The sequence below is a fragment of the Bradyrhizobium sp. 61 genome, assembly GCF_023073075.1.
In the GTDB taxonomy this organism is placed as follows: Bacteria; Pseudomonadota; Alphaproteobacteria; order Rhizobiales; family Xanthobacteraceae; genus Bradyrhizobium; species Bradyrhizobium barranii.
This window is the reverse complement of the sequence record NZ_JADPIU010000110.1, coordinates 17,245-32,480: the sequence shown is the minus strand read 5'-3', so window position 1 is coordinate 32,480 and position 15,236 is coordinate 17,245. Positions and strand designations below refer to the sequence as shown.

15 protein-coding genes and 1 pseudogene are annotated in these 15,236 nt (G+C 65.6%); 8 read left to right on the top strand and 8 right to left on the bottom strand.

Annotated elements, in window-relative coordinates; genetic code table 11:
* Window positions 1-159 (bottom strand): annotated as a pseudogene (locus IVB46_RS41815) (IS5/IS1182 family transposase); the annotation flags it as partial.
* A 149-nt stretch (window positions 160-308) separates the two neighbouring features.
* Here IVB46_RS41815 and argB point away from each other — a divergent pair.
* From argB to dapE, 6 genes are all read left to right on the top strand, one after another.
* Entirely contained in the window at window positions 309-1,196 is an 888-nt protein-coding gene (gene argB / locus IVB46_RS41810) for an acetylglutamate kinase (RefSeq protein ID WP_063979811.1), read from the top strand.
* 155 nt (window positions 1,197-1,351) lie between these two features.
* Complete coding sequence (locus IVB46_RS41805; RefSeq protein WP_247313919.1) at window positions 1,352-2,338, top strand: DUF1036 domain-containing protein; 987 nt, start codon at window positions 1,352-1,354, stop codon at window positions 2,336-2,338.
* Between the two features lie 206 nt (window positions 2,339-2,544).
* Window positions 2,545-3,237 (top strand): pyrimidine 5'-nucleotidase, encoded by a 693-nt coding sequence (locus tag IVB46_RS41800; protein WP_247313837.1) that lies wholly within the window; start codon window positions 2,545-2,547, stop codon window positions 3,235-3,237.
* A 125-nt stretch (window positions 3,238-3,362) separates the two neighbouring features.
* Entirely contained in the window at window positions 3,363-4,208 is an 846-nt protein-coding gene (gene dapD / locus IVB46_RS41795; protein ID WP_063979813.1) for a 2,3,4,5-tetrahydropyridine-2,6-dicarboxylate N-succinyltransferase, read from the top strand.
* A gap of 241 nt (window positions 4,209-4,449) precedes the next feature.
* Complete coding sequence (locus tag IVB46_RS41790) at window positions 4,450-5,079, top strand: DUF805 domain-containing protein (RefSeq protein WP_247313839.1); 630 nt, start codon at window positions 4,450-4,452, stop codon at window positions 5,077-5,079.
* Window positions 5,076-6,242, top strand: a complete 1,167-nt coding sequence (dapE, locus tag IVB46_RS41785; RefSeq protein WP_247313842.1) for a succinyl-diaminopimelate desuccinylase — start codon at window positions 5,076-5,078, stop codon at window positions 6,240-6,242. Before IVB46_RS41790 ends, dapE begins: the two co-directional genes overlap by 4 nt.
* A gap of 181 nt (window positions 6,243-6,423) precedes the next feature.
* On the opposite strand, the gene truA is transcribed toward dapE, so the two are convergent.
* From truA to def, 3 genes are all read right to left on the bottom strand, one after another.
* Window positions 6,424-7,161 carry a tRNA pseudouridine(38-40) synthase TruA gene (gene truA / locus IVB46_RS41780; protein WP_247313845.1) on the bottom strand — a complete coding sequence of 246 codons (738 nt, stop codon included), beginning with the start codon at window positions 7,159-7,161 and terminating at the stop codon, window positions 6,424-6,426.
* Window positions 7,161-8,084, bottom strand: a complete 924-nt coding sequence (gene fmt, locus IVB46_RS41775) for a methionyl-tRNA formyltransferase (protein ID WP_247313848.1) — start codon at window positions 8,082-8,084, stop codon at window positions 7,161-7,163. Before fmt ends, truA begins: the two co-directional genes overlap by 1 nt.
* Before the next feature lie 205 nt (window positions 8,085-8,289).
* Window positions 8,290-8,814 (bottom strand): peptide deformylase, encoded by a 525-nt coding sequence (gene def, locus IVB46_RS41770; protein ID WP_063979819.1) that lies wholly within the window; start codon window positions 8,812-8,814, stop codon window positions 8,290-8,292.
* 171 nt (window positions 8,815-8,985) lie between these two features.
* On the opposite strand from def, the gene rmuC reads away from it, so the two are divergent.
* Both rmuC and IVB46_RS41760 read left to right on the top strand, forming a co-directional pair.
* Window positions 8,986-10,185, top strand: a complete 1,200-nt coding sequence (gene rmuC, locus IVB46_RS41765) for a DNA recombination protein RmuC (protein WP_085398512.1) — start codon at window positions 8,986-8,988, stop codon at window positions 10,183-10,185.
* Window positions 10,186-10,363: 178 nt separating this feature from the next.
* Window positions 10,364-11,728, top strand: coding sequence for an AmpG family muropeptide MFS transporter (locus IVB46_RS41760; protein ID WP_085398513.1), 1,365 nt, complete (start codon window positions 10,364-10,366; stop codon window positions 11,726-11,728).
* Between the two features lie 149 nt (window positions 11,729-11,877).
* Here IVB46_RS41760 and IVB46_RS41755 read toward each other — a convergent pair whose 3' ends face one another.
* The 4 genes from IVB46_RS41755 to IVB46_RS41740 all read right to left on the bottom strand — a co-directional run bounded on the left by IVB46_RS41755 (window position 11,878) and on the right by IVB46_RS41740 (window position 15,228).
* The gene (locus IVB46_RS41755) at window positions 11,878-12,315 is read right to left on the bottom strand and encodes a hypothetical protein (RefSeq protein ID WP_166348302.1); all 438 of its coding nucleotides are present in this window, start codon (window positions 12,313-12,315) and stop codon (window positions 11,878-11,880) included.
* A 26-nt stretch (window positions 12,316-12,341) separates the two neighbouring features.
* Window positions 12,342-12,944 carry a recombination mediator RecR gene (gene recR, locus IVB46_RS41750; RefSeq protein ID WP_247313856.1) on the bottom strand — a complete coding sequence of 201 codons (603 nt, stop codon included), beginning with the start codon at window positions 12,942-12,944 and terminating at the stop codon, window positions 12,342-12,344.
* A 1-nt stretch (window position 12,945) separates the two neighbouring features.
* Complete coding sequence (locus IVB46_RS41745; protein WP_014491378.1) at window positions 12,946-13,266, bottom strand: YbaB/EbfC family nucleoid-associated protein; 321 nt, start codon at window positions 13,264-13,266, stop codon at window positions 12,946-12,948.
* 123 nt (window positions 13,267-13,389) lie between these two features.
* Entirely contained in the window at window positions 13,390-15,228 is a 1,839-nt protein-coding gene (locus IVB46_RS41740) for a DNA polymerase III subunit gamma/tau (RefSeq protein ID WP_247313859.1), read from the bottom strand.
* Window positions 15,229-15,236 lie beyond the last annotated feature (8 nt).

Sequence of the window (15,236 nt, the reverse complement as noted above, 5' to 3'; positions counted from 1 at the left end):
TCGACCGGGGCTCCCTTCATCCCGCAAATGGCCGATCAGCTTCTCGAACCGGTACCACTTGACCAGGCCAGCCAGCCGATCCAGCGCCGCATTGGCGCCGGCCCCCTTCGGCATCAGCGCTTCCACAAAGCTCGGCTGTCCCGTCCGCTTGACCGCCATCGCTACCCTCCAAGGCTTTGCCCTAGGGAATCACAATTGACGAATTACGCAACAGGCCCACAAGGGGAGAGGGGAAGAACATCACTTTGCGCCGCGCCCGCCAATCGGATAGAACGCGCACCGACAGTCCCGCCAGCGAGATCCGCCTCATGACCGACATCTCCCCGCTCGACCAGGCCCGCATCCTGTCCGAAGCGCTGCCGCACATGCAGCAGTATGACGAGGAAACCATCGTCATCAAATATGGCGGCCATGCCATGGGCGACGAGGAGACCGCGAAGAACTTTGCCCGCGACATCGTGCTGCTCGAGCAGACCGCGATCAACCCGGTGGTGGTGCATGGCGGCGGGCCGCAGATCGCGACCATGCTCAAGCGCCTCGGCATCCAGTCGGAGTTCGCGGCAGGCCTGCGCATCACCGATGCCGCGACCATCGAGATCGTCGAGATGGTGCTGGCCGGCTCCGTCAACAAGCAGATCGTCGGCTACATCAACGAAGCCGGCGGCAAGGCCGTGGGCCTGTCGGGCAAGGACGCCAACATGGTGAAGGCGTCGAAGACGACGCGCACCATCGTCGATCCGGGTTCGAACATCGAGAAGGCGATCGATCTCGGCTTCGTCGGCGACCCCGAGAAGGTCGACCTCACGCTGCTCAACCAGCTGATCGGCTACGAGCTGATCCCGGTGCTGGCGCCGCTCGCGACCTCCAAGGACGGCCAGACGCTCAACGTCAACGCCGACACCTTTGCCGGTGCGGTCGCCGGCGCGCTGAAGGCGAAGCGCCTGCTGCTGCTCACCGACGTGCCTGGCGTGCTCGACAAGTCGAAGAAGCTGATCCCGCAGCTTTCGGTGAAGGACGCGCGAAAGCTGATCGCCGACGGCACCATTTCCGGCGGCATGATTCCGAAGGTCGAGACCTGCATCTACGCGCTCGAACAGGGCGTGGAGGGCGTCGTCATCATCGACGGCAAGATGCAGCACGCGGTGCTGCTCGAGCTCTTCACCAACACGGGCACGGGAACGCTGATCCATAAGTGATGATGAGCGGGCCAAAGCAAGCCGTCATGGCCGGGCTTGTCCCGGCCATCCACGACCTTTCGTCTCGCGCCAAGAACGTGGATGCCCGGCACAAGGCCGGGCATGACGAGTTGAGGGCTCGGCGACATCGTCGCTCAACCCTGACCCGCTTCCTGATGACACTGCCCGCCGCGGCCGTCTCGTTATTCTTCTCCTCCGCGCCCGCCCTGGCCGACCTGAAGATCTGTAACCGCATGTCCTATGTCGTCGAGGCCGCGATCGGCATCGACGACAAGGCGGCGACCGCGACGCGCGGTTGGTTCAGGATCGATCCCGCCACCTGCCGCGTCGTGGTGCAGGGTACGCTCTCCGCCGACCGCATCCTGCTCAACGCCCGCGCGCTCGGCGTTTACGGCGCCTCGCCGATCCCGCAGAACGGCAGCGACATGCTATGCGTGGCGCAGGACAATTTCGTCATCGCGGCTGCGCGGCAATGCCGCAGCGGCCAGACCCAGGCCGCGTTCACCCAGATCACGCCGACGCAAGCCGCGGACGGCAATTTCACGGCCTATCTCGCCGAGGATTCCGAATATGACGACGAGCAGGCGCGCCTCGCCGGCATCCAGCGGCTGCTGGTGATCGCGGGCTACGACGCAGCGCCGATCGACGGCGTCGACGGGCCGAAGACGCAAGCAGCACTGGCCGCCTTCCTGAAGAGCCGCGGACTGGCGGCGGACATCATGTCGTCGCCGAACTTCTTCAAGACCATGGTCGATGCGGTGCAGACGCCTTCTGCAACCGGCCTTACCTGGTGCAACGACACGCCGCACAAGGTGATGGCGGCGGTCGCCACCGACGACGGCAAGTCCGTAACGAGCCGCGGCTGGTATCGCATCGACCCCAAGACGTGCCTGCACCCCGATGTGACCGGGCAGCCGAAGCAGATCTTCAGCTTCGCGGAGGCCATCGATCCCGACAACCGCGTCATCAAGCTGAAGGACAAGCCGCTGAACTGGGGCGGCGACAAACAGCTCTGCACGCGCGAGACCAAGTTCGAGACCAACGAGCAGGCCGATTGCGGCGCGCGCGGATTCGCGGCGACGGGTTTTGGCGTGGTGGATATGTCGAGCGGCGGCAAGACGCTCCGCTTTGCGATACCGTGATGGGTCAGACCGCGCCACAAACTCCGCTGTCGTCCCCGCGAACGCGGGGACCCATAACCACAGGCCGCAGTTGTTGGGCACGATGTAACTACGATCCCGCAAACGATTCCTCCCTGTGGTTATGGGTCCCGGATCTGCGCTTACGCTTGTCCGGGACGACAGCGGAGAGTGGGGCGGCGCTTGCACCCAACCGATAGAGATTTGATATGACCTCCTTGCGCACCTTTGCCCACGTCGACACCTGGGTGTTCGACCTCGACAACACGCTCTACCCGCATCACGTCAATCTGTGGCAGCAGGTCGACGCGCGGATCGGGGAGTTCGTCTGCAACTGGCTGAACGTCGGCCCGGAGGAAGCGCGCAGGATCCAGAAGGATTATTATCAGCGCTTCGGCACCACCATGCGCGGCATGATGACCCTGCACGGCGTGCACGCCGACGACTACCTCGCCTACGTCCACAAGATCGACCACTCGCCGCTGGAGCCCAACCCGGCGCTCGGCGAGGCCATCGCAAAACTGTCGGGGCGCAAGCTGATCCTGACCAACGGCTCGGTCGACCATGTCGATGCCGTGCTGGCGCGGCTCGGCCTCGCCTCGCATTTCGACGGCGTGTTCGACATCATCGCCGCCGGGTTCGAGCCGAAGCCGTCGCCGCTGACCTATCAAAAATTCCTCGCCGACCATGCGGTCGATCCGACCAAGGCCGCGATGTTCGAGGACCTCGCCCGCAACCTCACCGTCCCGCACGCGCTCGGCATGACCACCGTGCTGGTGGTGCCTGACGGCACCAAGGAAGTGGTGCGGGAGGACTGGGAACTGGAAGGCCGGGACGCGCCCCATGTCGACCACGTCACGGATGACCTGACGGGGTTTTTGGGCAAGCTGTCGCCCAAATAGCCGCCGTCGTCCCGGGGCGCGAAGCGAGCCCGGGACGACGGCGGAGTATGCCTTGACTCCTCCCCGGCAAATCCCGAAAAAGCGCCCCAATCCGTCAAAATTCTCATTTCCCAGAGGAAATCCCGATGTCCCTGTCCGCCCTCGAATCCACCATCAACAGCGCCTTCGACGCGCGTGACGGCATCTCGACCTCGACCAAGGGCGAGGTGCGCGAGGCCGTGGACCAGGCGCTGGAGATCCTGGACAAGGGCGAGGCGCGGGTCGCCGAGCGCGGGGCCGATGGCAAGTGGAAGGTCAATCAGTGGCTGAAGAAGGCCGTGCTGCTGTCCTTCCGCCTCAACGACATGGGCGTCATTCCCGGCGGTTCGGGCAAGGCGACCTGGTGGGACAAGGTGCCCTCGAAGTTCGAGGGCTGGGGCGAGAACCGTTTTCGCGATGCCGGTTTTCGCGCGGTGCCGGGTTCTGTGGTGCGCCGCTCGGCCTTCATCGCCAAGAACGTCGTGCTGATGCCGTCCTTCGTCAACCTCGGCGCTTATGTCGATGAGAGCACCATGGTCGACACCTGGGCGACCGTCGGCTCCTGCGCGCAGATCGGCAAGCGCGTGCACATCTCCGGCGGCGCCGGCATCGGCGGCGTGCTCGAGCCGCTGCAGGCCGAGCCCGTGATCATCGAGGACGATTGCTTCATCGGCGCGCGCAGCGAGGTCGCCGAAGGCGTGATCGTGCGCAAGGGTGCCGTGCTGGCGATGGGCGTGTTCCTGGGCGCCTCGACCAAGATCGTCGACCGCGAGACCGGCGAGATCTTCATCGGCGAGGTGCCGGAATATTCGGTGGTCGTGCCCGGCGCGCTGCCCGGCAAGCCGATGAAGAACGGCCAGATCGGCCCGAGCACGGCCTGCGCCGTGATCGTCAAGCGCGTCGACGAGCGCACGCGCTCGAAGACCAGCATCAACGAGCTGCTGCGGGATTGATCGGCGCCACCAGCGCCATTCCCTTACCGTCACCCTGAGGTGGCCGCCCGTTCGGCGGCCCTCGAAGGGCGACGGCCCGGCTGCCGCCACATCCCGGCCGCCCATCCTTCGAGGCTCCCGGCGCGATGCTTTGCATCGCGCCACTCGCACCTCAGGATGACGGGTTTGCTACCGTATCGAACCCTCCTTCTCCCCATCGCGACCAATTCCCGGGCGGCCCGCACCGCCCGGAGCCCCTCGCATGGACTGGACCTGGTACCTCTTCCGCTTCGACGGCCGCATCAACCGCGCTTTGCTGTGGCAGGCGCTGCTGATCGTCGCGGTGCTGGCAGCCTTGCTGGGAATCATCGGTCAGGTGATCCACCTCATCAACGCCGAGGGGGCGTTGAAGCTATCCCTGAAACTCGATTTCGACTTCGGCCTCGACGACCTCTTCGATCCCCGGGCCTATCGCTCGCTGACGCCCGTTGATCGCACCAACCTGATCCTGAAGGCGTTCGGCTTGTCGCTGTTCCTCTGGATGTATCTCGCGACGGCGATCAAGCGGCTGCATGATCGCGACAGGAGTGGCTGGTGGCTCGTTCCGTTCTTCTTCCTGCCCGGCCTGTACAACCAATTCTCGGACCTGCTGCCGAACTCCACCTGGATGCTTCCGTTCTGGCTGGTCGCGTCCATCCTGTGGCTGCGGGGGTTTGTCGAGATGTTCATCGTATCAGGCAGCGTCGGCGATAACCGGTTCGGTCCTGATCCATTGGCCAAGACCGAGGACGGCTCGTCCCCTGCAAAAAGCTGGGACCAGCAAAGCGAGCTCGAATTGGTGCCGCCCAGCGCTAGCCCACCCGGCAGCATGCATGTTAAGCGGGGCGCATGACCGATGCTCTCTCGATTGCCCGCGATCTCATCCGCTGCCCCTCGGTAACCCCGGTCGATGCCGGTGCGCTGGGGGTGCTTGAGAAAGCCCTCAACGCTGCCGGCTTCACTTGTCACCGCGTGACCTTCAGCGAAGCAGGCACAGCCGACGTCGACAATCTCTATGCGCGGATCGGCACTGAAGGCCCGCACATCACCTTCGCCGGCCACACCGACGTGGTGCCACCCGGCGACGAGAACGCCTGGAGCGTCGGCGCGTTCTCGGGCGAGGTGAAGGACGGCTTTCTGCACGGCCGCGGCGCGGTCGACATGAAGGGCGGCATCGCCTGTTCGGTCGCAGCCGTGCTCGAGCATCTCGCCGCCAACGGCGGCACGCCGCGCGCGGACGGGACGGGCTCGATCTCGTTCCTGATCACGGGCGACGAGGAAGACGTCTCCATCAACGGCACCATCAAGCTGCTGAAATGGGCCGCGGAGCGCGGCGAAAAATTCGACCATTGCGTGCTCGGCGAGCCCTCGAACGTCGAGACGCTCGGCGACACCATCAAGGTCGGCCGCCGTGGCTCGCAATCCGGCACGCTCTATGTCGACGGCGTGCAGGGCCATGTCGCCTATCCGCACCGCGCGTCCAATCCGGTGCCTGATATCTCGCGGCTGATCGTGGCGATCAGCGACGAGCCGCTCGATCATGGCAGCGCGCAATTCCAGGCCTCCAATCTCGAATTCACCTCGGTAGACGTCGGCAACAAGGCCAACAACGTCATCCCCGGCGAGGCCCGCGCAAAATTCAACATCCGCTACAACGACAACCACACCCAGGCATCCTTGCGCGAGCTGGTCGAGATGCGCCTGACGAAAGCCTGCGGCAACCGCATCAAGGCCCGCATCGTCTGGGAGCCGTCGAACTCGAACGTGTTCGTGACCAAGCCGGGCCCGTTCACCGACCTCGCGGTCTCCGCGATCGAAGAGGTGACGGGGCGCAAGCCCGAGCTGTCGACATCAGGCGGCACTTCGGACGCGCGCTTCATCTCGAGCTACTGCCCGGTGATCGAGTTCGGCCTGGTCGGCCAGACCATGCACCAGGTCGACGAGCGCGTGCCGGTGGTGGATTTGGAGAGATTGACGCAGGTGTATCGGGGGATACTGACAAGGTATTTTGGGTAGGGCGTTGCCGCCTTACACTCCATCGTCGCCTCCTACTCCGCTGTCATCGCCCGGCTTGACCGGGCGATCCAGTATTCCAGAGACGGCAGTGATTGAGCCGAGAGGCCGCGGCGTACTGGATGCCCCGGTCAAGCCGGGGCATGACACCGATGATGGAGTGGGAGCGTTCGTGTCTCCCTCCTCAATAATCCACTTTCATCAGATACAGCCCGTCAGGCGGCGCGACGATGCCGCAGGCCGCGCGGTTGCGGGCTGCGAGCGCTGCGGTGAGATCGTCCGCGGTCCAGCGGCCCTCGCCGACCCAGACCAGCGATCCCACCATCGAGCGCACCTGGCTGTGCAGGAACGAGCGCGCCGAGGTGAGAATCGTGATCTCGCGGCCGTCACGGTGCACGTCGAGCTGGTCGAGCGTCTTCTCCGGCGACTTGGCCTGGCACTCGGTGTCGCGAAACGTCGTGAAGTCGTGCTTGCCAAGCAGGCGTTGTGCCGCCGCATGCATCGCATCGGCATCGAGCCGGCGCGGCACGCGCCAGGCGTGGCCGACATCGAGCGCGAGATTGGCGCGGGTGTTGACGACGCGGTAGCGGTAGTGCCGCTTAACGGCCGAGAAGCGCGCCTCGAAGGTGTCAGGAACGATCTCGGCCTCCAGCACCGCCACCGGATGCGGGCGCAAATGCGCATTCAATCCGTCGCGAAAACGGCCCGGCGGAAACTGCTTCTCGATGTCGACATGCGCGACCTGGCCGCGCGCATGTACGCCGGCGTCGGTGCGGCCCGCGCCATGCACCCGCAGATCCGCGCCGGTCATCGCCTTCACCGCCGCCTCTAACGCGCCCTGCACGGAAGGCAGCGTGTCCTGCACCTGCCAGCCGAAGAACGGCGCGCCGTCATATTCGATGGTGAGCTTGTAGCGGGGCATCAGGCCAGCCGCATCGGCGGCTTCACCGGCACGCCGCGCAAAAAGTCCGTGGCCTGCATCCGCGCCTTGCCCTCGCGCTGGAGCTCGAGGATGCGGATCGCGCCCTCGCCGCAGGCAATCGTGAGCTGGTCGTCGAGCACCTCGCCGGGTGCACCGGAGCCCTTCGCCAGCTCGCAGCGCAGGATTTTTACGCGCGCATTCTCGAGCTCGGCCCAGGCGCCGGGAAACGGCGACAGGCCGTGGATGTGGCGCAGCACGGCGCGCGCAGGCCTGGTCCAGTCGATCCGGGCTTCGGCCTTGTCGATCTTGGCGGCGTAGGTGACGCCATCCTCGCTCTGCTTTTTGAGCTGGAGCCCGCCGCGGGCGAGCGCGGCCATCGCGCGCACCATCAGATCGGCACCGAGCCGGGAGAGGCGGTCATGCAGATCGACCGCGGTCATGTTGTCGGGAATCGCGATGCGCTCGGCCATGGCGACGTCACCGGTGTCGAGACCGACATCCATCTTCATCACCATGACGCCGCTCTCGGCATCGCCTTCCATGATCGCGCGGTTGATCGGCGCGGCGCCGCGCCAGCGCGGCAGCAGCGAAGCGTGCAGATTGTAACAGCCGAGCCTCGGCGCATCGAGGATCGCCTGCGGCAGGATCATGCCGTAGGCGACGACGACGGCGGCATCGGCGTCGAAGGCGCGAAACTCGTCGAGCGCTTCGGGCGTCTTCAGCGACTTCGGCGTCAGCACGGGAACGCCGAGCTTTCGCGCGGCCTCCTCGACCGGGGTCGGCTGCAATTGCAGGCCGCGCCGTCCGCCGGGCTTGGGCGCGCGCGTATAGACCGCCGCGATCTCGTGGCCGTGCGAGACCAGCTCGAGCAGCGTCGGCACGGAGAAATCGGGCGTGCCCATGAAGATGAGGCGGAGGGGCATGACAAGGACTCGGTATGTTCCCTCCCCCCTTGCGGGGGAGGGCTAGGGAGAGGGGTGCCACACGACGCGCTCTCTCGGTATGAGCACGGACCAGTTCTTCGCCCCGGTTAGACTTCCGCCTGGGCTACCCCTCTCCCCCGCCCTCCCCCGCAAGGGGGGAGGGAGCGCATGGGAGTTCGCGGCAGCACCAGCGCTTACAAATGACTTACTCCGCGCGCTTGGCGGCTTTCTCGAACTTCTTGATCACGCGGTCGCGCTTGAGCTTTGACAGATAGTCGACGAACAGCACGCCGTTGAGATGGTCGATCTCGTGCTGGATGCAGGTGGCGTAGAGGCCTTCGGCGTCCTCCTCGTGCACCTTGCCGTCGAGGTCGGTGAAGCGCACGCGCACCTTCGCAGGCCTTTCGACCTCCTCGTAATATTCGGGGATCGAGAGGCAGCCTTCCTCGTAGACCGACAGATCCTCGGAGGAGGCGATGATTTCAGGGTTGATGAAGACACGCGGCTCCGGCTTTGTCTCGCCGTCCGGGTCAGGCTTGGCGAGGTCCATGGTGATCAGCCGCAAGGGCTGCGCGATCTGGATCGCCGCGAGCCCGATGCCGGGCGCGTCGTACATGGTCTCGAACATGTCGTCGGCAAGCTTGCGGATCTCCGTCGTGACCTTCTCGATCGGCTTGGAGACCAGGCGCAGCTGCTTGTCGGGCAGGATGATGATTTCTCTGAGGGCCATGGCCGCGATTTAAGCCGCATGCCGGATGCGGTCAATGCGGCGAGGAACTCCGTTAACCCTCCGCTAACCATAAAACTTCAGGTTTCGTTAACCATAAAAATTAGGGGGCTATTAACCATAAGTGTTCGCTATTCGTTCGCGGAGGGTGTCGAATCGGCTACAAGGGCCGCCATGAACGAGATCATTTTCCTGGCTGGCGACTGGCCGGTCCGCACGATCGATGCGCTGATCGGCTTCGGCGCCCTCGTCGTCATCCTGCTGGTGGTGATCGCGGTGGTGATCGCGCGCTCGGGACGGCGCGGTGCGGAACTCGCCATGGCCAATGCCATCCGCGCGGACGAGCTCGAGGAGCGCCTCAGCCAGGTGCTGCACGCCCAGAGCGAAGCTGCCGGCCGAGCCGACGCCATGACCCAGGCGCTGGCCGGCCGCCAGGCCGACATGGCGCGCGCGGTCAACGAGCGGCTGGATTCGGTGACCCATCGGGTCGGCCAATCCATGGAACACTCGACCCGCAACACCATGGAGAGCCTGCGCGCCCTGCACGAGCGGCTCGGCATCATCGACAACGCGCACAAGAACCTCACCGACCTCACCACGCAGGTGACGACCTTGCGCGACGTGCTCGCCAACAAGCAGTCGCGCGGTGCCTTCGGCCAGGCGCGGATGGAGGCGATCGTCCAGGACGGCTTGCCGAAGGGCGCCTACGAGTTCCAGTTCACGCTCTCGACGGGAAAGCGGCCGGACTGCGTGGTGTTCCTGCCCGACCAGCGCCCGCTCTGCATCGACGCAAAATTTCCGCTGGAGGCGATGACCGCGCTGCACGACGCCCGCACCGACGAGGAGAAGCGCATCGCCACGCAGCGGCTGCGCGGCGACGTGATGAAGCATGTCAGCGATATCGCCGACAAATATCTCGTCGCCGGCGAGACCCAGGAGATGGCGCTGATGTTCGTGCCGTCGGAATCGGTCTACGCCGAGATCCATGACGGTTTCGACGACGTGATCCAGAAGGCCTATCGCGCCCGCGTCGTGCTGGTGTCGCCTTCGCTGCTGATGCTCGCGATCCAGGTGATGCAGCAGATCATGAAGGACGCGCGCATGCGCGACGCCGCCGACCAGATCCGCACCGAGGTGATCAAGCTCGGCGACGATTTGGGCCGCCTGCGCGACCGCGTGCTGAAATTGCAGAAGCATTTTGCCGACGCGAACGAGGACGTGCGGCAGGTGCTGATCTCCGCCGACAAGATCGAGAAACGCGCGGGGAGAATCGAGGAGCTCGATTTCAGCAAGACCGACGCGCCGGAGGGACCGCATCTGGTGGCAACCGGCGCCGCGGAGCTGTTCCCGAGGAAGCTCCAGGCGGGGGAGTGAGTTGTTCACCTCTCCCCGCTTGCGGGGAGAGGTCGGATCGCCCTTGCGATCCGGGTGAGGGGGTACAGGTCTCGCGTCGATCTCGCGCGCGGAGAGAGGCCCCTCACCCCGCCCTCTCCCCGTAAGAACGGGGAGAGGGAGACGAGGCAGCGCCCCCAGAATCTGCTAACACCTCCCCATGACCGCACCCGACGCGACCTCCCCTGCCAGCCCCGACACGGCCCCCACCTCCTGGCGCGACGGCCTGGCCGTGTACCTGCAACCGCGGGTGCTGATCGTGCTGTTCCTCGGTTTCTCGTCCGGGCTGCCGCTGGCACTGTCGGGCTCGACGCTCCTGGTGTGGATGCGCGAGGCCGGGGTCGATCTCAAGACCATCGGGCTGTTTGCGCTGGTAGGCACGCCCTACACGCTGAAATTCCTGTGGGCGCCGCTGGTGGATGCGCTGCATGTGCCGCTGTTCACCCGCGCGTTCGGACGACGGCGCGGCTGGCTGCTGTTCTCGCAACTATTGCTGATCATCGCGATCCTGCTGCTGGCGCTGACCGATCCCGCGCGCTCGCCGTTCTACGTCGCGCTCGGTGCGCTGCTGGTCGCGACGACGTCCTCGACGCAGGACATCGTGGTCGACGCCTTCCGTGTCGAGAGCCTGCCGGAGAGCGAGCAGGCCGCCGGAATGGCTTCCTATGTCGCGGCCTATCGCATCGGCATGCTGGTCTCGACCGCGGGCGCACTGTTCATCGTGTCCGGCTTCGAGGGCACCGGCATTCCTCGCGCGTCGGCCTGGATGTGGGGTTATGTGGTGATGGCGGCGATGGTGCTGATCGGCACGATCACCGCGCTGGCCGCGACCGAGCCCGAGCAATCGGTGCGGGCAGAAGCCGCGACACAAACCGAAACGGCGTTCGCGCGCGTGCTGCACGCGGCGATCGGGGCCTTCTCGGAATTCCTGTCGCGCAAGGACGCGCTTGCCGCGCTCGCCTTCGTCGTGCTGTTCAAGTTCACCGATGCCTTCTCCGGCACGATGACCGCGCCGTTCGTGATCGACCTCGGCTTTTCCCGCAACGATTATGCGGCGATCGTGAAGGGCGTCGGCCTCGCGGCAACGCTGATCGGCGGCTTTGCCGGCGGCTTCCTCGCGCGGCGCTATTCGCTTGCGACCAGCCTGTGGATCGGCGGCGTGGTGCAGGCGCTCGCCAATCTCTCCTTCTCCTGGCTGGCCTTCGTCGGCACCAGCCAATGGGCGCTGGCCTTTGCCATCACCTGCGAGAACTTTACCAGCGCCATCGGCACCGTGATCTTCGTCGCCTATCTCTCCGCGCTGTGCCAGAATCCGCTGCACACGGCGACGCAATACGCGCTGCTCACCGCGCTCGCCGCAGTCGGGCGCACATATCTGTCAGCGAGTGCGGGCTATGTCGCGGAGACGACCGGCTGGCCGCTGTTCTTCGTGATCTGCGTGCTGGTGGCGATCCCGAGCCTTGTGCTGCTGGCCTGGCTGCAGAAGCGCGGGCATTTTGAAACGCTGGGGCCGGTGAGGGTTTAGCCACCACTGTCATGCCCCGCGACGGCGGGGCATCCAGTACGCCGCGGCCTATCGAGGTATCACTACTGTCTCTGGAATACTGGATCGCCCGCCTTCGCGGGCGATGACACTGGAACCGTGGAGAGGGCGTCGCGATTCGCACTCAGTCCCTACTGCTTCTTGATCAAGCTCCACTTCGTGATCACGGCTTCGCTCATCTGGCCGGGATCGCTGGCGCAGGCGACTTCGTCGACCTTGACCGAGATCGCCTTGCCGACGAACGATTTCAGCTGCGTGGCCTGCGCGTCGCTGGAGGTGACGAGTTGGAACGTCTCAGGGCCGGTCTCGAGATTGCACAGCCCGTTCGGCGCCGGCAGTCGACGCGGCTCCGAGGTGATCTGGTACATCGCAATCCGCTTGCCGGCGTTCTTGATGTCGCGAACCTTCATTGCGTTCAATTCGCCCGAGAGCACCTCGCCGGCACTGATTGGCTTGCCGGGCTTCGGCGGCGGCGGCGCCCCGTCGTCCTGCTGCGCGGAGATGGCCGGGGTCGCCAGCAGCATCATCGTCGCGACCAAAGCCGATCGTGTGGCGAAAAGTTTCGTCATGTCGTCCGTTCCGTAAGTCTGGATGGCTAGAACAAGGTCCGCTGCCGCATCGCGGCCGAGAGCGTACCTTCGTCGAGATAATCAAGCTCGCCACCGACCGGCACACCATGGGCCAGCCGGGTTACTTTTACGTTGGCGTCCTGAAGCAGGTCGGTGATGTAATGCGCCGTGGTCTGGCCGTCGACCGTCGCGTTCAGCGCCAAGATGATTTCGTGCACCTCGGCAGCATGCGCACGCGCCACCAGCGCGTCGATGGTGAGATCCTGCGGGCCGACGCCGTCGAGCGGCGACAATGTCGCGCCCAGCACGTGATAGCGCCCTTGGGTCGCATTGGCCCGCTCCAGCGCCCATAGGTCGGCGACATCGGCGACGACGACGATGATGGCGGGATCGCGTTTCGGATCGGTGCAGACCGTGCAGGGATTTTGCGTGTCGATGTTGCCGCAGGTCTTGCAGACCTGGACCATGTCGAGCGCGACCTGCAAGGCCGAAGTCAGCGGCATCATCAGCGCTTCGCGCTTCTTGATCAGATGCAGCGCCGCACGCCGCGCGGAGCGCGGGCCCAAGCCCGGCAGCCGTGCGAGGAGCTGGACCAACCGCTCGATTTCGGGACCTGCAACCGAACCCATCTTATTGGCCGAACATACCCGGCGGCAGGCTGAGCCCGCCCGTGAGCGCCTGCATCTTCTCCTGCACGGCCGTCTCGGCCTTGCGGCGGGCTTCGCCGAGGGCGGTGACGAGCAGGTCCTCGAGCACCTCGCGCTCTTCCGGCTTCATCAGCGAGGGATCGATCTTGATGCCCTTCACGTCCATCTTCGCGGTCATGCGCACGGCGACGAGACCGCCGCCGGAAATGCCCTCGACCTCGACGTTGGAGAGCTGATCCTGCATCTCCTGCATCTTGGATTGCAGCTGCTGCGCCTGCTTCATCATGCCGAAAATATCGACCATCGTTGCTGTCCTTGGTTGGCGCGATGACTCGTCATCGCGCCTTAACTTTTGGTTTGAGCCTGATCTAATCGGAAAGCCGCTTCACACTTTGCGCTACGCGGCCCTTCGGGTCCGGATCATGCTCTAGAGATCGTCGCCGTCGGAACCATCGGGCGGATCGTCACTGCCATAGTCCGCATTCATATTGGTTTCCGGCGCCTCGGGGGCAAGCCTGCGGACCTCGACGACCTTCGCACCGGGAAAACGCGACAGCACCTCCTGCACGCGCGGATCGGCTTCGGCGGAGCGCGCATGTTCCTGCTTCGCCGCCTGGTTCAGCGAACGCAGCGTCGGCTGGCCCTGCTCGTTGGAGACGATCACGGTCCAGCGCCGGCCGGTCCAGAGCTCGAATTTTCGCGCGAGCTCGGAGATCATGGTCTTGGAGGCGTTGGGCTCGAGCGCGACTTCCAGCCGGCCCTCCTCGAAACGAACGAGACGCATGTCGCCTTCGAGCGCAGCCTTGGTCATGAGATCGCGCTTCTGCCCGGCGACCGCGACGAGCTGGGTGAAGCTCGTGATGCGCAGCTGGGGCGCGGCCCCTTGCGGATCCGGCGCAGGCGCCGCCATCTGCGGCCGGGCTGCGCCGCCGCCGAACCCGGACGGTGACGAGGTCGGCGCGCGCATGGGTGCAGCCGAAGCAACCGGCGCCGCGGAGGCCACCGGCGCACCCGGCGCGCCGCTGCGCGCGGCGCTTCCGCCGCCCACGACCGGCGAGCCGCCGCCGTTCTGCTCCAGCATCTTGATCGCTTCGTCCGGCGTCGGCAGGTCGGCGACATAGGCGATGCGCACCAGCACCATCTCGGCGGCCGCTGCCGGGCGCGTCGCGGCCTGCACCTCGGTGATGCCCTTGAGCAGCATCTGCCACATCCGCGACAGCACGCGCATCGAGATCTTCGAGGCGAAATCCCGCGCGCGCACGCGCTCGGTCTCGCCATAGGCGACGTTGTCGGCGGTCGCCGGCACGATCTTCACGCGGGTGACGAAATTGACGAACTCGGCAAGGTCGGACAGCACGACGATCGGATCGGCGCCGACGTCGTACTGGTCGCGGAACTCCTTGAAAGCGGCAGCGATGTCGCCGCGCGCCAGCGAATCGAACAGGTCGATGACGCGGGTGCGGTCGGCGAGGCCCAGCATCTGCCTGACCGCATCCGCCTTCACGGTGCCTGCCGCGTGCGCGATCGCCTGGTCGAGCAGCGACAGAGAGTCGCGCACCGAGCCTTCCGCGGCGCGCGCGATGATGCCGAGCGCCTCGGGCTCGATCTCGACGTTCTCCTTCGCCGCGATATTGGCGAGGTGCTTCATCAGCACGTCGGCCTCGACCCGGCGCAGGTCAAAACGCTGGCAGCGCGACAGCACGGTCACCGGAACCTTGCGGATCTCGGTGGTCGCGAACACGAACTTGGCGTGCTCCGGCGGTTCCTCCAGCGTCTTCAGGAAGGCGTTGAACGCCGCCGTCGACAGCATGTGGACTTCGTCGATGATGTAGACCTTGTAGCGGGCGCTGGCCGGCGCGTAGCGCACGCTGTCATTGATCTGGCGGACGTCGTCGACGCCGGTGTGCGAGGCGGCGTCCATCTCCAGCACGTCCATGTGCCGGCTTTCCATGATCGCCTGGCAATGCACGCCGAGGGTCGGCATGTGGATGGTCGGGCCCTTCACCGATCCGTCCGGCATCTCGTAGTTGAGCGCACGGGCCAGAATACGCGCGGTGGTCGTCTTGCCGACGCCGCGGACGCCGGTGAGGATCCAGGCCTGCGGAATGCGCCCGGTCTCGAACGCGTTCGAGACGGTGCGGACCACGGCCTCCTGGCCGATCAGGTCGTCGAAGCTGGAGGGCCGGTATTTGCGCGCCAGCACCCGGTAGGGCGTGCTGGCCTGGCCGGCGCTGTCGGGGTTGGGAGGGGCGCCAGCGTCGGTCATCGGTCGAT